The sequence below is a fragment of the Sulfurospirillum sp. 1612 genome, assembly GCF_036556685.1.
In the GTDB taxonomy this organism is placed as follows: domain Bacteria; phylum Campylobacterota; class Campylobacteria; order Campylobacterales; family Sulfurospirillaceae; genus JAADIZ01.
This window is the reverse complement of sequence record NZ_CP140614.1, coordinates 758,945-776,684: the sequence shown is the minus strand read 5'-3', so window position 1 is coordinate 776,684 and position 17,740 is coordinate 758,945. Positions and strand designations below refer to the sequence as shown.

The following is a 17,740-nucleotide window of genomic DNA, read 5'->3' as shown; positions in this document are numbered from 1 at the left end:
AAAAAGGAATCAAACTTATATGAGAATAGCCATCGTAAAACTCTCAGCTCTTGGGGATATCATCCATGCCATGATTATTTTGCAATACATCCATAAGAATTTAGAAAATGCTCATATTGATTGGTTTGTAGAAGAGCGCTTTGGCGATGTTTTGAGATATAATCCTCATATTGAAAATATCTATACACTCCGACTAAAAAACAATAAATTACATCTTTTTGAGGAGTATCAAAAACTCAAAAAATTTGTCAAACAACATCCTTATGATCTTATCATCGATATGCAAGGCTTGATTAAATCTGCCATCGTCGCTCGGCTTATTGGTCGCAATGTCATCGGATTTGACAAGCACTCACTGCGTGAATCGCTTGCGGCATTTTTGTATACCAAAAAAATCACCATCGCCTATGAAGAGAATGTCATCTTTCGCAATATGACCCTTGTCTCACAAGCGCTAAGTTTTAAGATGCCAGATATCTTGCAAAAAGAGTCTTTTTTATTTGCCTCAAGCACATCGAAAATCAAACCCCGACTTTTGATTGTGGTGGGCTCATCTTGGGAGAGTAAAATCTATCCCAAAGAGCATTTTATCAAGATCATCAATGCGCTTAATGTGAGAACTTACATCTCATGGGGAAATGAAAAAGAGCGAGATACGGCCTCGTTTATCTGTCATCATACTCCTGCCACATTATTGCCAAGACTGAGCTTAGATGAACTCAAAGCGGTTGTATCCAATAGTGATTTAACCATCGGGGCAGACAGTGGCCCCACCCACATGGCATGGGCGCAGAATCGAGCTAGCATCACTATATTTGGTCCGACTCCTAGTCGTAGAAATACGCTACAAACCCCCATCAACAAAACCGTCGATTGCAAGAAAACGATTCATGCTAGAGCGTTAAACAAAGAAGATTTTTGCATCAAAAATATTGACCCAGAAGAGATCATTACGTTGGCAAAGGAGCTTTTAGCATGCTAGATTTTTTCTATCTTACTATCTTTAAAATATTTGTCTTTATTGTCAAATATACGCCAAGAGTTGTGACAAATTGCATCTTAGATTTTCTTGCATTTATGGCCTATACGCTAGATAAAAAACATCGAAAAATTGCACGCGTTAATCTTGATTTAGCCTATGAAGAGAGGATGAGTGATGAAGAAAAAAAACGTATCATCAAAAAATGCTATAAAAACCTCCTCTATAATCTTAGAGATTTTGTGGAAAATCAAGGTATCAGCACTGAAAAATTATTAGGTAAAATTCGCATCCACAATCAAGATATTTATGATCACGTCAAGAAAAGTGGACATGCTATCATCTTTCAAACTGCTCATTATGGAAATTGGGAACTTTTACCCCTCGCAATTGGAGCATTATACGGTAAATTGTGGGGAGTGGGGCGCAACTTGGATTCTCCGAGGATGAATCAAATTTTACAAAAAAACCGTGAGCAATTTAATGTTCATATGCTTGAAAAACAAGGCGCTATAAGAGGATTATTAAGAGGTCTCAAAGATGGCGACAATGTCGGTCTTTTGGTGGATCAAAATACCACAGAAAAAGATGGAATCTTGATTGACTTTTTTGGTAAACGTGCCAGACACACGCCCTCAGCCGCATTGATGGCACGAAAAACGGGTGCTGTCATCATACCAACATTCATCACAACCCAGGATTATCAAACCTATGATATCACCTTTTATGAGCCAATTGTGACGCATCGAAGTGAACATCATGATACCGATATCAAACAAAGTGTCCAAGCACAAGCAGATGTTACACAAAAGGCGATTGAGCAAAAACCCGATGAGTGGTTTTGGCTACATAGGCGTTGGAAAAACCAATATGAGGAGTTATATAAATGAATCTATCAATTGTAATTTTGACATTTAACTCCCAAAAATATCTTCATGATGTTTTGCAATCTGCCCTCTTTGCTGATGAAGTACTCTTACTTGATTCTGGTTCTACGGATGAGACGCTAAATATCGCCAAAACTTTTCCAAACGTCAAGATTGTCACACAAACGTGGTTGGGCTTTGGCAAACAAAAACAAGCAGGTGTCGAGGCAAGTCTCAATGATTGGGTCTTTGTCTTAGACAGTGATGAAATCATAACAGAAAAGTTAAAAGATGAAATTATTGCCACGTGTAAAAAACCAAAACACAAGGCCTACACGGTACCAAGACTGAATTATTTTTTTGGAAAGCCCATCAAAAGATGTGGCCTTTATCCTGATGCAACGTTGCGACTTTTTGATAAAAGATTTGCCAAATTTAGTGAAGATGACGTCCACGAAAAAGTTATTACTAATGAAAAAGTCGGTAAACTAACACATCATATGTTGCATCTGGCATATAGCAACATCGAAGAATTTATAAACAAACAAAATCGATATTCAAGTTTAAATAAAAAAAGCAACCTATTCAAAGCCATAGCGAGCCCTTATTGGACATTTTTTAAAATTTATATCTTGAGACTTGGCTTTCTTGAGGGAAAAGCAGGTTATATTATCGCAAAATTATATGCACAATACACCTTTTGGAAATATATTAAATGAAAAAAATCTTGGTAATGAAGTTTAGAAATATTGGAGATGTGTTACTTATCACTCCTCTATTAGAGAACCTAAAACTTGCCTTTCCTGATGCCATCATCGACGTGGCCTTAAATGAAGGAACACAAGAGATGATCCGTCTCAACCCCTATGTTGATACTATCAGAATCTACGATAGAGCACAAATCAAATCTTTAGGTTTTTTTAAAAGAATTTATAAAGAGATAGCCTTTGCCTACTCAATTAGAGAGAAAAAATATGATATTGTCATCAATACAACAGAGGGTGATCGAGGGGCACAACTCGCACTTTTTAGTGGTGCTAAGATAAAAATCGGATACAAACCAAACAAAAATAAATTACTACAAAATGTCTTTACCCATTTACTACCACCACAAGAATTTCGCCATACTATCGAGTGCAATCTTGATGCATTAAGAGTTTTAAATCTTCCGGTTAAAGAAAAAAAAGTTGCCATCTATTGGGCAAAAGAGGATGAAGATATTATCGATAGCATGCTTGTCAAACAAGATTTTATCCATATTCATCCTGTTTCAAGATGGCTTTTTAAATGTATCAACGACACAACCATGGCAGAAATTATCGATTTTTGTAAAAATACCTTGAATCAAGAGGTCATTTTAACCGCTTCAAATGATCCTTTTGAAATTCAAAAAATCGAAGCTATTTTGGCACAATGCACCAGTAACCCTCTCAATTTTGCAGGGAAATTGACACTCAAACAAACAGCAGCACTCAACAAAAAAGCCAAAATGTTTATCGGAGTAGACACAGCGATTATGCATATGAGCGCAGCTAATGATACGCCGGTACTTGCATTTTTTGGACCAAGTGGTGCCGACCATTGGGGACCTTGGGATAATGAACTAATGCAAAGCGGCTATACCACACGCAAGGGAATCAGAACGATGGGAAAACATACCGTCATCCAAGAAGATTGGGACTGTGTTCCTTGTGGCAAAGATGGTTGTAACGGAACTAAAGTGAGTGATTGTTTGATGCATTTAGATCTTAATACCATTCAAAAAACTATTAAAAAGATGTTATCATGAAGAAATCAATCCGAGTACTCCATACCGAATGGTCTGATGGCTGGGGTGGACAAGAAATTCGTATTATCAACGAAATGTTGGCAATCAGAGAAAAAGGTATCGAAGTATTTCTCGCATGTCGAGATCACGCTAAAATCAAAGAAAAAGCACAAGAACACAATATTCAAACGTTTATCCTACCTTTTAATGGTAGTTATGATTTGCAAACGATTTGGAAACTTTACAAAATTATCAAAAAACATCATATTGATATTATCAACACACACAGTGGCAAAGATACTTGGACTGGAGGACTTGCTGCAAAACTAGCACATGTCAAGTTTATCCGAACCAGACACCTTTCTAATAGAATCAATCCTTCACGATTAAACTTTATCAATGAATTGGCAGATTTTATCTTTACCACGGGAGAGAGTGTCAAAACTGCTATGATTCAAAACAATCGTATCAAACCTGAGAAGATTTTATCTATCCCCACAGGAATAGATGAGAGAATTTTTGATCCTAAAAAATATGATGCAGTTAAAGAAAGAGAAATTCTTGGAATAGAAAAAGATGAAATAGCCATAGGGATTATCGCAGTTTTAAGAAAATTCAAAAGACACGATCTTTTTATAAAAGCGGCAAAACAATTAATAAAAAAACACAATAATCTCAAATTTTTTATAGCTGGAGATGGACCGAAAAACGATGAATTACATCAATTAGTTAAAACATTGAATTTAGAAAATCATATACGATTTTTAGGACATGTCAAAGAGCCCGCTAAGATTTTGGCTGCACTAGATATTTTTGTTTTAACATCTGATTCTAATGAAGGTGTCCCACAATCTGTCATGCAAGCACTCTTGATGCACAAAAAAGTCATCGCAACAAATGCAGGAAGTACAAAAGATTTATACCATGAGAACAATTTTTTACTAATCAAGACAAATGATTTACAAGCTATTATTCAAGCTATCGAATCACTTTTGAAAAATCCAAATCAATTAAATTTACAAAGAAATATTATCATTGATCACTTTTCAAAAAATGTTATGGCTAAAAATATCATTGAAGTTTATAAGCAACTTTGCGCTGAGAAAGCCGTACCATTATGAAAATTTTGAACTATGTAGATAAACTATTACCTTTATTCAAAAAAAGAAGTGATAAAAAAATATTTCATAATATTCTTGTAGTATCTAATACAGGACTTGGTGATACAATCCTAGCAACACCTGCAATAAAAACATTGAGAAAAAATTTTAAAGATATCCATATTACTTTTTTAATACACAAAAATATTTATCCTTTATTTGAGAATTTTGAATATGTGGATGATTTTTTGTTTTACTCAAGAGGCATCATCAATCAAATTACTTTAGTAAAACAGTTAAGAAAGAAAAAAATCGATACAATTTTTCTACTGCATTCTAATGGCCCCGAAGATATTTTTTTCTCTATTTTAAGCGGAGCTTGCAACATTCTCAAAATGACAAGCAATAAAAATCATGAGTATCAACATATATTTTTAAATACATTAACAAGTAAAAAACAACATATTATAGAAGAAAAACTTGATCTTATCAGAGTTTTCAAACCTAAAATTATCGATACAAAAATGGAAATATCGAAAAAATTCACCCTTAAAAAAGGCATATTGCAAAAAGAAAAAAATTATCGATACATCGGCCTACAAATAGGAGCACAAGATAGTTATAAAATGTGGCCTATTGATAAATTTATCGAATTATCCCGTCATCTATTAGATACTTATTCGTGTAAACTTGTTCTATTGGGTGCTACTGCTTTAGAACAAAAATTAACGAGGCATTTATCCCAGGCATTAGAAGATCCTACCCATATTATTAATAAATGTGGAAAATCAAGTCTTACAGAATTAGCCTATATTACAAAAGAATTAGATTTATTAATAACCAATGATACTGGAACTATGCATTTGGCAGTTGCCTTACAAACTCCTACTATTTCCTTATTTGGACCAACCGATTCAAAGATGTATGGACCTTATCAAGATGAAAAATTACATGACATTATTCAAAAAGATGGTTTTTTTGTCAATAGCGTTCCAAAAAAACAACGAACAAATAAAGGAATGGATCTTATAAGCGTTGCTGAAGTGATAGCTCTACTTGAAAGAAGGTTACTAAAGAATGATTGATTTAACAAACAAAAAAATCCTACTTGTACGAAATGACAATATTGGTGATTTGATCTGCACTACCCCTGCAATCGAAGCTTTGCGAAAAAAATATCCAAATAGCCAAATCGATATTGTCGTCAATAGCTATAACTATAGCGCCATCGATCACAATCCTTTTGTCGATAAAATCTACTGCTACACGAAACCAAAACATAAAAAAAGTCTTTTGGATAAGCTCAAAGCAGGATGGGGAAAACTCAAAATTTTATTAGCCATTCGAAGAGAAAAATATGATGCTGTTGTTGTCTTTAGAAGTGATTACTCCAAATCAGCAGAACTTTTTTCGAACATCACAACAGCCACCTATAAAGTCGGTGTGAAAAATCCAAAAGGGAAGGATCATTTCAATATTCATATCCCCGTTGATGATACAAAACACGAGGTGGAATTTTGTTTTGATTGTCTTAAAGAATTTGGTGTCAAATATCATGATGAAAAGACACTATTTTATGTACCAAAGTCTCTTAGCACTAAATATTCTCAATTTCAAGGATTTATCCTATTTCACATCTCTTCACGAAAAGTAGAGAATCGCTATAGTAAAGAAAAATTTAAAACAATCATAGCAAATTTACAAAACGATACAATACTATTGAGTGCCGAACCGGCTGACTTTGCAAAAGCACAATGGCTTAGCGAACACACCAAGGCAGTCTTTATCAAAACATCTTCGCTTGAAGACCTCTCTGGTGTCATCAAAAATGTAGCGCTTTTTGTCACACTAGATGGCGGTGCCATGCATATAGCTCCAGCTCTTGGTGTCAAAACTATAGCGATAAGCGGTGCAACCAATATGAAGAAATGGTATCCTTGGGGTTATAAAGATTTGGTTATTCAAGATAAAAGTAAAATTGCTGACAATATATTGCCACAGACAATCACAGAACAAATACAACGTGCAAGCGAGCATATAAAATGAAAAAAGTTGCAATTATCATCGATTCTTTAGCGGGTGGTGGCGCTGAAAAAGTCATGCTTGAGATAGCCAGCGGTTTTCTTTCACAAAATGCTAAAGTCAATTTTTACATTCGAAAAAATCATATTGAACATCTCATTCCTGACAATCTCAATTTGTTCTGTTTAGAAGATATTAAAACGCAGCAAAAAATGAGAAGAAAAGACTATGCCCTTCTTTTAAAAAAAGTTTTAATAAAAGACGGTCCTTTTGATCTTATTTTATCAAATTTGGAATCAACCGATAAAATGGTTAGACTCTTAAAGTTTCCCAATACTTATTTTGTGATTCATAATACAATCAGTCAGAAACTCAAAAAAAGATATTCAAATGCATCTTTGATTCATAAAATCAAGTATTTGAGAGAAATTTTGAAATTCAAGAGATTATATCATCACCAAAATCTCATAACCGTTTCGCACGGTGTACAAAAAGATTTATTAACAACTTTGCATATAAAGCCAAAATTTATTACTACGATTTATAACCCTTTTGACATCAATGGGATTATAGAAAAAGCATCGGAATTTAATCCGCTTGTTCCTAAAGAACCTTATATTGTTCATATTGGTAGATTTTTAATAGAACACAAAAGACAAGATTTATTGCTTGAGGCCTATCAACATGCCAATATAAAAGAAAAACTTGTTATCATAGGAAAAGGGCAAGATAAATCAAAGATTTTAAATATTATTCAAAAATTGCATCTTGAAAACAAAGTCATCATGCTTGATTTTCAGAAAAACCCCTATCCTTTTATCAAAAATGCGGAAGCTTTTGTTTTATCAAGTGATTATGAGGGACTACCAACAGTGCTAATTGAGGCATTAATTCTCCAAACTCCAATAGTTAGTACCGATTGTCCATCTGGACCACGCGAGATTCTAGAAGGTTCCTTAAACAAATATTTATCATCCTGTAATGATCCCATCATGCTAGGGGAAAAAATTAAAATGGCTCTTAGTGAAAAAAGTAACATCAAAAAGACTCTGGCATCAATAAATCTTGAAAAATATCAGATTGACGCCATCACAAAACAATACTTAGAATTAGGAAATTAAATGAAAAAAATAGGTCTATTAATTGACACACTCATAGGTGGTGGCGCAGAACGAATCGTTCTTAATTTTGCAGAAACATTTGCAAAATTTGGGCATGAAGTGCACATCATTTTAATCAAAGATGTCATAGAACATGAAATCAACCCTACTTTATATACAATTCATACCTTGAGCCATGATGGAGAACTTTCTAAATATAAATTTATCAATAAAATTTTATTAGCGCAAAGACTCAAAAAAGTTGTAGCAACCATAGAAACTAATGCAAAGCCTTTTGATCTTTTTATTTCAAATGCAGAAGATATGGATTTGCTTGCAAAAAAAGCAAAATTAAAAAACTTTTATATTCGCTATAGAAATTCAATGTTTGTCTATTATAAAAGCAAATTTGAGCACACGAGTGGATTTAAGAGATTACGAAGAAAATTGAAATTTAAATTACAATTCAAAAGTAGATATGACAATCAGAATATCATAACAGTTTCTAAAGCACTGGTTGATGATATTACAAAACAAATGAACATTAAACCTCGTATGATTCAATGTATTTACAACCCTTTTGACTTCGAGACCATTCGCAAAAGAGCAGAAGAAGAAAATTTGAATATCCCTAAAGAAAAATATATTATCTATGCGGCAAAATTTGAAAACAGAAAAAATCAAAAATTGTTAGTAAAAGCATACAAAAAAGCAAATACACCCTTGCCCTTGGTATTGATCGGAAACACGCATACCTCATCAGATAAACAATATTTGAAAGAGTTAAAAGATCTTATTAAAGAGCTCGGTATCGAAGATAAAATCATTTTCCCTGGTTTTCAGAAAAATCCTTATCCGTGGATTAAAAATGCAGAACTTTTTGTGATGTCCTCAAATAGTGAAGGATTGCCTTTAGTTTTAGTTGAAGCACTCGTTTTAGGAACAAAAATTGTCAGTACCGATTGTCCTACGGGACCAAGTGAAGTCTTAGTTGATGAATTAAAAGAATTTCTATCACCTGTTGGCGATATCGAAGGATTAGCCAACAATATCCAAAAAGCACTCGAATCCTATCCAAAGATAGAAGACAAATATATAGAAAAATTTAAAGCATCCTACTCAATTGAACAATATTTGCAATTGTGTGCAAAGGGAAATTCATAAATTTCAAAATATCAAATATTTTTTGAAATTAAAAAGATTTTACAGTAAAATTCAAGTATTATTCAACAGTTGAGGTAATTAGAACATAAGGAAGGTAAATGACAAGCAAAAAACAAAAATTCTCTCCGATAATCATGTATATACACCCTATCATGATAAAAAATTTTAAGTTTAAGTATTAATTATATGAGTAGACTAAAACAAAAAATTAATCAAAGATACTTGGCTTTCTATTTTTTAACAGCGCTTTTTATTTTTACTATTTATATCAAACATACAATATCTTTGCAATATTTTATTTTATTCTTTATGATATTAACATTGGTTTTTATTGCAAAAAAAGAAAAATATCATAGATATGCTATGTTTTTTTCAAAAATAAAAATTAGCATGATTTTTTTGTTTTTACTCTCTAGTTGGATTCTTCTTCAGCCTATTATCACGTCTAGAGGATATCATCTAACAGAAATATCAAATCAATTTTTTTCACCATTAATATATCTTTTTGTAGGTATGTGTATTGCAATTCTCTTGCCTAAAAGGTCACAAAAAATTATAATCAATATTGTCTTTTTTGTCGGTTTTAGTCATCTTATTATTCTTCTCACAATGGCAGGGTACCATTTTCTGCAGTCAGGCGTAATACCTATTAGAAAAGTTTATATTTTGCCAGTTGATGAAATCAGTTATCTAACAAACTTAATCTATTCAATGTTCCTTGCAGAAATATATACGAGATTTAAATACAATCAAAAATATTTATATCTCTCAAATTTTGCTATTCCTTTTATTTTTCTGACCTTTGTAATTGCAATTTATCTTGAGGGAATGCGATGGGGTGTTGTCACCTTTTCATTAACGACAATCACATTTATCCTCTTTTACCTTTTGACATCACACCATCCAAAATTTCAAAAATTTGTTTTGTTTTCAATTACAACTATATTTCTTATAGCTTTAGTTTTAGGGAATCTAAAATCTGACAAAAGATGGGATAGTATATCAGAAACTATCAATATTTCTTTATATAGTCCATCCTTATATTGGTTAAACCCCACAAAATTTCCTTGCCCAAAGCTATCAAATGGACAATGTGTTAATATGTCAAATTATATTCGTCTTGCGCAACAGGTCCATGGATATAAAACGTTGTTGGATTATCCTCTAGGAATAGGATATTCACGTTATGCCTACAAAAATATGATGGATGAGAAGTATAACAATCAAGAAGGAGGATTTAATTTCCCACATAGTGGTGTATTAAACTTAATTATTGGCATTGGAATACCAGGTTTTATACTCTATGTCGCTTTTACCTTATCTTTATTATATCTCCTACTCAAATTATCCCCAAGTTTTTCTCAAATTTTTACTATTTTTTTTATTTTTGCATACAATACCCGAGGAATTATAGATATGACTTTTATGAATCACAGTTTGAAAGTTTTCTTTTTTCTAATGGGACTTGGTATTGGTACTGCAATATTTTTCAATCAGCAAGAAACAACACATGAAAAATAAAGCTATTTATTTTGTAAGATCAAATAAAACAAAATTTGGTGGAGCAGAAATTTATCTTCAAAGATTAGTAGATGAATTAAATAAACAAAACATTCATACACAAGTCATCAATTCCATTTTTCCAAATTTTCTGATGTCTTGGTTCCGTGCAGTTTTATTTAATCTGTATGTCTGTGCTCTTAAAAAAGATAAATTCTATTTTTCACTAGAGAGAATCACGTGTCCAGATATTTACCGAGCAGGAGATGGCGTCCATAAGGTATTTATGCAGATTGAGAATAAATCCCCATTCCGTCTACTCAATATCGTATATTTATATATTGAAAAGCGAATGTTTTCAAACTGCAAAAAAATTATTGCAATCTCTAATATGGTAAAAAATGATATTATAAAAACTTATAATATCCCTGCAGAAAAAATTGCAGTAGTTTATAATGGTATCAAAATCATACCATCTGATTTTGATGCTTCTTTCAAAAGACTATCAAAAGAGTTTCAGATTTCATCTGATGAAAAAATTTTTTTATATGTGGGTAGCGGATACAAGAGAAAAGGTGTACAAGAATTTTTAGAGATATTATCACGCTTAAAATATCGGAATTTTAAGGCATTCATAGTGGGAAAAGAGAATAAAATACAGCACTACAAAGATATAGCAAAACAGCTCAACTTATCCAAACAGGTGATTTTTACAGGTCCACGAAGTGATGTGAATGATTTTTATACAATAAGTGACATTTTTTTGTTTCCCACAAAATATGAACCTTTTGGCAATGTCATTTTAGAGGCCATGAGTTTTTCCAATGCTGTCATCACAACAAAATTTTGCGGTGGAGGCGAAATACTCGATCAAAATTACATCATGAAAACACCTCAAGATAACTCCATCGTGGATAAAATCGATGCGCTTTTAGCTGACCCCATAAAACTAGCAAAAGTCAAAGAAGAAAATTATCAAATCGTCCAAAACTTCACGATTGAGAAAAACGCCAAAGAGACGATGAGGATTATCTATGAATATCTTCATTGAGCTTCCGACATGGTTGGGTGATGCCATCATGACAACACCAGCGATTGAAGAGATTTTAGAAATCTATCCTGATGCTAAAATCTCATTTTTTGGCTCTTATGTATCCACTGAGGCGCTCAAGACTCACCCAAACTGCTCCCATATCATCTTAGATGAAAGCAAAAAATCAAAATCGCGCTTTTTGTGGCTTTATAAAACTGCAAAATCTTTAGGAACCTTTGATCTTGCCATTAGTTTCAGAAGTTCTTTTAGCACAAAAGCCCTTTTGTATTTTGTTGATGCCAAGCAAAAATTTCAATACAAAAAGAACCATTTCCGTGGACATCAAGTCGAAAAGTATTCACACTTTATCGCGACATCTTTACAAATCCAATCCAGCCCTAAAGCACTCAAACTCTATCAAAAACCGCACCACTTCACACGTCCTACACTTGGTATCAATCCCGGAGCTACTTATGGTAGTGCCAAGAGATGGTATCCTGATGAGTTTGCCAAAGTAGCTGATTATTTTGCAAAAGATTTTGATATTGTGATTTTTGGAGGCCCAGGCGAGATCAAAATCGCCAATGAAGTAGCAGAGCACATACGAGCACAAAACGTTACCAATCTGGCAGGGAAGACTTCAATACAATCGCTCATCCAACAGATTGCAGGTCTTAGTCTTTTTGTGAGCAACGACAGTGGCCCGATGCACATCGCAGCGGCATATCAAGTCCCAACGGTGGCACTTTTTGGTCCCACGCGTTATGATGAAACCGCACCATGGCAAAATCCCAATAGTTTTATAATTTCACACGATTTAGCGTGTGCCCCTTGTATGAAAAGAGTGTGCCCAATTCACACACATGAGTGCATGAAGGGCATCAAAGCTGCTGAAGTGATCACGCGCATCAATGCCCACCTAAAGACTCAAAAAGTCATCTAATTTTTATAAAAATCTTGATACCAACGGATAAATTTTTCTATACCTTCTGATAATTTAGTATCAGGTTTGTATCCAAAATCTTCAATCAATCCACTCACATCAGCATAAGTGGAGACAACATCGCCATCTTGCATATCCATGAAGTTTTTTTCTGCTTTTTTACCAAGTGAAGATTCGATGGTTTCGATAAACTCCATCAAACTCACTGGTTCGTTATTACCGATATTATAGATTTTATAAGGTGCTGAAGAGATTGAAGGATCTGGATTTAGAGGATCAAAATCTTCATTGATTTTTGCAGGGTTATCAATCACCTTAACAACGCCATCCACGATATCATCAATATAGGTAAAATCTCGACTCATATTGCCGTGATTAAATACGTTTATCGCTCTATCATGTAATATCGCATCAGCAAAAAGCATCGGTGCCATATCGGGTCTACCCCAAGGACCATAAACAGTAAAAAACCTAAGTCCTGTTGTACGAATCCCATAAAGATGACTGTAAGCATGCGCCATCATTTCACTTGATTTTTTCGTAGCGGCATAAAGGCTCACCGGATGGTCGGTATGATCACTAGTCTTAAAGGGTTGTGATTTATTGAGCCCATAAACAGAGGAACTACTCGCATATGCGAGATTATTGACATCAAAATTACGACACGCTTCTAATATATTCATTAATCCTACGACATTACTTTGTATGTAGGCATGAGGATTTTCCAAAGAGTAGCGCACACCCGCTTGTGCTGCGAGATTGCATACAGCATCAAACTTTTCTTCTTTAAAAAGCTGATTGATAATCTCTGTATTTTCAAGATTGGCTTTGATAAATTGATGTTTTGCATAGGTGCTACTTTGCGTAAGTACGCCCTCTTTTATCGCTTCTTTGTCGATGCCAAGCTCTTTTAATCTTGCATATTTTAGATTGACATCATAATAATCATTGATATTATCAATGCCTATGACTTCATCACCCCGTTCTAATAGCTTTTTGGCCAAATAAAACCCGATAAATCCTGCTGTTCCTGTTATTAATATTTTCATTTTTCCCTAACTGTCACTGTTAAATATATCACGCGTGTAGACTTTATCTTTCACATCCAATAAATCTTTGCTTAAGCGATTGGCGACGATGACATCACTCATCTTTTTAAATTCATCCAAATCTTTAATCACTCGTGAGCGAAAAAATTCGTCTTCCTCGATGACCGGTTCATAAACCACCACCTCAATCCCTTTTGCCTTGATACGTTTCATGACCCCTTGAATTGATGAGGCTCTAAAATTATCACTGCCACTTTTCATGATGAGTCTATAAACACCAACGATTTTTGGCTGTTTTGCAATAATCGTATCGGCTACAAAATCTTTCCGTGTTGAATTTGCATCAACAATAGCACGAATAATATTACTCGGTACATTTTTATAATTTGCTAACAATTGTTTGGTATCTTTGGGCAAACAATAGCCACCATAGCCAAAGCTTGGATTGTTATAATGCATCCCAATTCTTGGGTCTAATCCTACCCCTGTGATGATGTCTTTGGTATTGAGATTATGAACTTGCGCATACGAATCGAGCTCATTGAAGTAAGAGACACGAAGTGCTAAGTAGGTATTTGAGAAGAGCTTCACAGCTTCTGCTTCGGTTGAATCGGTTAGTAATATTTCTATATCTTCTTTTTTGGCTCCTTGCGCTAAAAGATTGGCAAAGACTTGTGCCCGTTCACTTTTTTCACCTACGATAATCCTACTCGGATAAAGATTGTCATAAAGGGCCTTACCCTCTCTCAAAAATTCAGGTGAAAAGATGATATTTTGTGTCTGGAACTGTTCACGAATACTAGCAGTGTAGCCAACGGGAACGGTTGATTTAATAATCATCGTGGCATTAGGATTGATATCTAAAACATCTTTGATAATCATCTCCACTAGTGAGGTATTAAAATAATTCGTTTCAGGATCATAATCCGTTGGTGTTGCGATGATGACGTAGTCTGCATCCGTATAGGCTTCTACTTTATCCAAAGTAGCTTTAAGAAAATGTGGCTTTGTTTTTTTCGTAACCTGAGGTAAATATTCACTGATTTCTTTATCTTCAATAGGAGACACTCCATTGTTAATCATCGCGACTTTCTCAGGAACAATATCAAGCGCAATGACTTCATGATGAAGTGAAAGCAAAATGCCATTGGAAAGTCCGACATAACCCGTCCCTGCAATGGCAATTTTATAGGTTTTTTCTACTGGTTCTTTTATCATGATCTTTATGCCTTTTCCTCTTTTAAAAAATCATCGATTGCTTGACAAATCGTATGGCCGATGAGGATATGCATCTCTTGGATTCTGGGAGTATCCTCACTAGGAACGACGATATTGATATCACAAAATTCATCCATCGCACCACCGTCTCTTCCGCTCAGTCCGATGGTTTTACAGCCCATATTTCGTCCTAAGCTTAAAGCCCTGAGGACATTTTTGCTATTACCGCTGGTCGAGATACCAATCAACAAATCTCCCTCTTGTGCCAAGGCTTCCACCTGTCTATCAAACACTCTATCATAGCCATAATCATTGCCGACTGCGGTCAAAACTGAAGTATCGGTCGTCAAAGCGAGTCCCGGCAAACCTCTGCGCTCTTTTTTATAGCGGCCACTGAGTTCCGCTGCGATGTGCTGTGCATCTGCCGCACTACCACCGTTTCCGAACAACAAGATTTTACCACCATTATTAATCGTCTCACTGGCGATAATGCAAGCGGTATAGATATGTGTTTGTAACTCTTCAATTGTCTTTTCAATCGTCTCTTTATGCGCTTGTAATTCGCGCTGTATCATTTCCATCATAATCGTGCCTTTTCTATTATCTTCGTCGTACTTTTTCCATCTACAAAATCCACTAGTTTTACTTCTTCTACCAAATCACTTCCCACGACAACTTTATCTTTATAATCGCCACCTTTTACCAACACATCTGGCTTAATAGCACGGATGAGTTCATAGGGTGTATCTTCTGCAAATTCTACGACAAAACTCACCGATTCTAGTGCACTCAAAACATAAGCGCGGTCTAGCTGATTATTAATCGGACGCGCAGGACCTTTAAGCCGTGTCACGGATGCATCGGAATTGAGCCCTACGATGAGCATGTCACCGAAACTTTTTGCTATTTCGAGATATTTGACATGCCCCACATGCAAAATATCAAAACAGCCATTAGTAAAGACAATCTTTTTATCTCTAAAATTTTCCAATAGCGCCACCAAATCCTCTTTGGTTTTGATTTTACTGCCAGCTTTTGCGCTTCTGAGGCTTTGTTCATACAAATCAATCTCATCCAAACTCACCGTTGCACTTCCGAGTTTGCCTACCACGACTGCTGCGGCACTGGTGGCAAAATTGGCTGATTTTTTGATATTAAATCCTGCGGTGAGTGCAAAACCAAGCGAAGCCAAGACCGTATCGCCCGCACCGGTGACATCATAGACTTCTCTTGCCACGGTTGGAATCTTCGTGATAGTATCTCCAAAGATTGCCATACCATCTTCTGAGAGTGTGATGATGGCATATTTTAAATCCAGTCTCTCTTTGAGCCATTGCCCTGCTTGTTGCAAGTTCTCATCATCTGCAATAGCAATCTTAGTAGCGATGGAGGCCTCTTTTTTGTTTGGGGTGATGAGCGTCGCACCGGTATATTTGCTATAATCACTCCCTTTTGGATCCACCAACACCATTTTATTGGCAGCCTTAGCACAAGCGATGATTTTGCGCGTCAAAGTCTCACTTAATACCCCTTTGCCATAATCAGACAACAAGATGGCTTCGTACTGATTGATTTGAAGTTGAAAACGCTTGTAAAGTTCTGCTTCACTGCTCACGTTAATATCATCTTTAGATTCAAGATCATAACGAATGATTTGTTGATGGGAGGCAATCACGCGACTTTTTTTGCTCGTTTTTCGACCATTTTGTCGTATGACATTATCAAAATTCGCACCGGATTGCTCTAACATTTCCAAGATTTCATCTCCGGCACTATCGCGTCCTAAAACACTCATGACACTCACATTGGCCCCTAAGGTGAGTAAGTTATTAATCACATTACCCGCGCCACCTAAAACCGTCGTCTCCTTATTGATATCAACCACTTGCACGGGAGCTTCAGGCGAAATTCGCTCGCATTTCCCCCACAAATAATGATCCAACATCAAATCGCCCACCACCAAGATATGGGGCTTGTGTTCTCGTAAATTATCCATGGGCTATTTCATGATCATAAATGCGTTGAATTTCAGGAAGATAGGCTTCGATTCCTTTTTCCAGTGAATACTTAGGCTCATAATTTAAAAATTCACGACTCAAATGGATATCAGCTTCTGTGAAAAATTGGTACTGTTTTTCATAAGGATTTGGGATATAAATATCTTCTCTTTGAATATTCAAAGCACCTTTTAATCCATCTACGATATCTTGAAAACTGCGAGCCATGCCCGTCCCTACATTATACACACCACTCTTTAGAGGGTTGCATGCTTTTATATTGGCTTGGATTACATCTTCTATATAGATAAAATCTCTTTTGATAATATCACTTTTTACAAAGAGCTTTGCATTATCTCCTCGCAACAATTGCAAGCCAAACTGCAAGACCATCGATGCGGTTTTATTCTTGTGAAACTCTCGCTCACCATAGACATTAAAATAGCGCAATCCGACGATGGATATCTTCTCTTTTTTCATATAAGTAGCCGCGAGATTGTCCATCATGAGCTTACTAAAGCCATAGACATTATTGGGGCTTTCATAACCGATACTAAAACGCGCACTATCGCCATACGTTGCGGCACTTGAGGCATAAATCATCGAAGCGTTCATACGCTCTGCCATATCAAGGAGCTTTTTAAAAGCATAAACATTCGTATCCATCATGATCTTTTGATCGCTGACCGTGGTGTCACTGATGGCGGCTTCATGAAAGATATAATCAAAGTTGAAATCTTCTAATTTTTTGAGATCTTCTGGGTCGTTCAAATCGCCACTAATAACCAACCCCTTAAAGCCAAGTAGGTTTTTAAAATGCCCAAAACTCTTGAGATTGCCATTGGCAAAGGTTTCTTCATTCCGAAATTTATCAAACACCACAATCGTAGCATTGGGGTAATGTTTTTGAAAATAAAAAGCCAAATTACTGCCAATAAACCCGGCTCCTCCTGTTATGAGAATGGTTTTATTATTAAAATCACTGTTACTATAAATCACAA

17 protein-coding genes are annotated in these 17,740 nt (G+C 35.2%); 12 read left to right on the top strand and 5 right to left on the bottom strand.

What is annotated here, in order from left to right:
- Nucleotides 1-19: 19 nt before the first annotated feature.
- The 12 genes from waaC to SFB89_RS03850 all read left to right on the top strand — a co-directional run bounded on the left by waaC (nt 20) and on the right by SFB89_RS03850 (nt 12,475).
- Complete coding sequence (waaC, locus tag SFB89_RS03905; RefSeq protein ID WP_331775637.1) at nt 20-982, top strand: lipopolysaccharide heptosyltransferase I; 963 nt, start codon at nt 20-22, stop codon at nt 980-982.
- The gene (locus SFB89_RS03900) at nt 976-1,869 is read left to right on the top strand and encodes a lipid A biosynthesis lauroyl acyltransferase (protein WP_331775636.1); all 894 of its coding nucleotides are present in this window, start codon (nt 976-978) and stop codon (nt 1,867-1,869) included. The genes waaC and SFB89_RS03900 overlap by 7 nt, the downstream gene beginning before the upstream one ends.
- Nucleotides 1,866-2,564, top strand: coding sequence for a glycosyltransferase family 2 protein (locus tag SFB89_RS03895; protein WP_331775635.1), 699 nt, complete (start codon nt 1,866-1,868; stop codon nt 2,562-2,564). Before SFB89_RS03900 ends, SFB89_RS03895 begins: the two co-directional genes overlap by 4 nt.
- The gene (gene rfaQ / locus SFB89_RS03890; RefSeq protein WP_331775634.1) at nt 2,561-3,634 is read left to right on the top strand and encodes a putative lipopolysaccharide heptosyltransferase III; all 1,074 of its coding nucleotides are present in this window, start codon (nt 2,561-2,563) and stop codon (nt 3,632-3,634) included. The genes SFB89_RS03895 and rfaQ overlap by 4 nt, the downstream gene beginning before the upstream one ends.
- Complete coding sequence (locus tag SFB89_RS03885; protein ID WP_331775633.1) at nt 3,631-4,734, top strand: glycosyltransferase family 4 protein; 1,104 nt, start codon at nt 3,631-3,633, stop codon at nt 4,732-4,734. Before rfaQ ends, SFB89_RS03885 begins: the two co-directional genes overlap by 4 nt.
- A complete protein-coding gene (locus SFB89_RS03880) occupies nt 4,731-5,798 on the top strand; it encodes a glycosyltransferase family 9 protein (protein ID WP_331775632.1) in 1,068 nt (355 codons plus the stop codon). Before SFB89_RS03885 ends, SFB89_RS03880 begins: the two co-directional genes overlap by 4 nt.
- Entirely contained in the window at nt 5,791-6,759 is a 969-nt protein-coding gene (locus SFB89_RS03875; RefSeq protein ID WP_331775631.1) for a glycosyltransferase family 9 protein, read from the top strand. The genes SFB89_RS03880 and SFB89_RS03875 overlap by 8 nt, the downstream gene beginning before the upstream one ends.
- Nucleotides 6,756-7,856, top strand: coding sequence for a glycosyltransferase (locus SFB89_RS03870; protein WP_331775630.1), 1,101 nt, complete (start codon nt 6,756-6,758; stop codon nt 7,854-7,856). Before SFB89_RS03875 ends, SFB89_RS03870 begins: the two co-directional genes overlap by 4 nt.
- The gene (locus tag SFB89_RS03865; RefSeq protein WP_331775629.1) at nt 7,857-8,999 is read left to right on the top strand and encodes a glycosyltransferase; all 1,143 of its coding nucleotides are present in this window, start codon (nt 7,857-7,859) and stop codon (nt 8,997-8,999) included. It abuts the gene before it with no gap.
- 186 nt (nt 9,000-9,185) lie between these two features.
- Entirely contained in the window at nt 9,186-10,520 is a 1,335-nt protein-coding gene (locus SFB89_RS03860; protein WP_331775628.1) for an O-antigen ligase family protein, read from the top strand.
- Nucleotides 10,510-11,550, top strand: a complete 1,041-nt coding sequence (locus tag SFB89_RS03855) for a glycosyltransferase family 4 protein (RefSeq protein ID WP_331775627.1) — start codon at nt 10,510-10,512, stop codon at nt 11,548-11,550. The genes SFB89_RS03860 and SFB89_RS03855 overlap by 11 nt, the downstream gene beginning before the upstream one ends.
- Complete coding sequence (locus SFB89_RS03850; RefSeq protein ID WP_331775626.1) at nt 11,534-12,475, top strand: glycosyltransferase family 9 protein; 942 nt, start codon at nt 11,534-11,536, stop codon at nt 12,473-12,475. Before SFB89_RS03855 ends, SFB89_RS03850 begins: the two co-directional genes overlap by 17 nt.
- On the opposite strand, the gene SFB89_RS03845 is transcribed toward SFB89_RS03850, so the two are convergent.
- From SFB89_RS03845 to rfaD, 5 genes are read right to left on the bottom strand one after another with little or no spacing between them, the layout of a single operon-like run.
- Nucleotides 12,472-13,524 carry an NAD-dependent epimerase gene (locus tag SFB89_RS03845; RefSeq protein WP_331775625.1) on the bottom strand — a complete coding sequence of 351 codons (1,053 nt, stop codon included), beginning with the start codon at nt 13,522-13,524 and terminating at the stop codon, nt 12,472-12,474. The two genes, SFB89_RS03850 and SFB89_RS03845, sit on opposite strands and share 4 nt — an antisense overlap.
- A 6-nt stretch (nt 13,525-13,530) precedes the next feature.
- A complete protein-coding gene (locus SFB89_RS03840; RefSeq protein ID WP_331775624.1) occupies nt 13,531-14,742 on the bottom strand; it encodes a nucleotide sugar dehydrogenase in 1,212 nt (403 codons plus the stop codon).
- A gap of 5 nt (nt 14,743-14,747) precedes the next feature.
- Nucleotides 14,748-15,326: a D-sedoheptulose 7-phosphate isomerase gene (gene gmhA, locus SFB89_RS03835; RefSeq protein WP_331775623.1), complete on the bottom strand. Its 579-nt coding sequence runs from the start codon at nt 15,324-15,326 to the stop codon at nt 14,748-14,750.
- The gene (gene rfaE1 / locus SFB89_RS03830; RefSeq protein WP_331775622.1) at nt 15,323-16,738 is read right to left on the bottom strand and encodes a D-glycero-beta-D-manno-heptose-7-phosphate kinase; all 1,416 of its coding nucleotides are present in this window, start codon (nt 16,736-16,738) and stop codon (nt 15,323-15,325) included. Before rfaE1 ends, gmhA begins: the two co-directional genes overlap by 4 nt.
- The gene (gene rfaD, locus SFB89_RS03825; RefSeq protein ID WP_331775621.1) at nt 16,731-17,738 is read right to left on the bottom strand and encodes an ADP-glyceromanno-heptose 6-epimerase; all 1,008 of its coding nucleotides are present in this window, start codon (nt 17,736-17,738) and stop codon (nt 16,731-16,733) included. Before rfaD ends, rfaE1 begins: the two co-directional genes overlap by 8 nt.
- Nucleotides 17,739-17,740 lie beyond the last annotated feature (2 nt).

Coding starts and splice junctions, on each gene's coding strand:
- waaC (WP_331775637.1), top strand. CDS start 20: ATGAGAATAGCCATCGTAAAACTCTCAGCTCTTGGGGATATCATCCAT.
- SFB89_RS03900 (WP_331775636.1), top strand. CDS start 976: ATGCTAGATTTTTTCTATCTTACTATCTTTAAAATATTTGTCTTTATT.
- SFB89_RS03895 (WP_331775635.1), top strand. CDS start 1,866: ATGAATCTATCAATTGTAATTTTGACATTTAACTCCCAAAAATATCTT.
- rfaQ (WP_331775634.1), top strand. CDS start 2,561: ATGAAAAAAATCTTGGTAATGAAGTTTAGAAATATTGGAGATGTGTTA.
- SFB89_RS03885 (WP_331775633.1), top strand. CDS start 3,631: ATGAAGAAATCAATCCGAGTACTCCATACCGAATGGTCTGATGGCTGG.
- SFB89_RS03880 (WP_331775632.1), top strand. CDS start 4,731: ATGAAAATTTTGAACTATGTAGATAAACTATTACCTTTATTCAAAAAA.
- SFB89_RS03875 (WP_331775631.1), top strand. CDS start 5,791: ATGATTGATTTAACAAACAAAAAAATCCTACTTGTACGAAATGACAAT.
- SFB89_RS03870 (WP_331775630.1), top strand. CDS start 6,756: ATGAAAAAAGTTGCAATTATCATCGATTCTTTAGCGGGTGGTGGCGCT.
- SFB89_RS03865 (WP_331775629.1), top strand. CDS start 7,857: ATGAAAAAAATAGGTCTATTAATTGACACACTCATAGGTGGTGGCGCA.
- SFB89_RS03860 (WP_331775628.1), top strand. CDS start 9,186: ATGAGTAGACTAAAACAAAAAATTAATCAAAGATACTTGGCTTTCTAT.
- SFB89_RS03855 (WP_331775627.1), top strand. CDS start 10,510: ATGAAAAATAAAGCTATTTATTTTGTAAGATCAAATAAAACAAAATTT.
- SFB89_RS03850 (WP_331775626.1), top strand. CDS start 11,534: ATGAATATCTTCATTGAGCTTCCGACATGGTTGGGTGATGCCATCATG.
- SFB89_RS03845 (WP_331775625.1), bottom strand. CDS start 13,524: ATGAAAATATTAATAACAGGAACAGCAGGATTTATCGGGTTTTATTTG.
- SFB89_RS03840 (WP_331775624.1), bottom strand. CDS start 14,742: ATGATAAAAGAACCAGTAGAAAAAACCTATAAAATTGCCATTGCAGGG.
- gmhA (WP_331775623.1), bottom strand. CDS start 15,326: ATGATGGAAATGATACAGCGCGAATTACAAGCGCATAAAGAGACGATT.
- rfaE1 (WP_331775622.1), bottom strand. CDS start 16,738: ATGGATAATTTACGAGAACACAAGCCCCATATCTTGGTGGTGGGCGAT.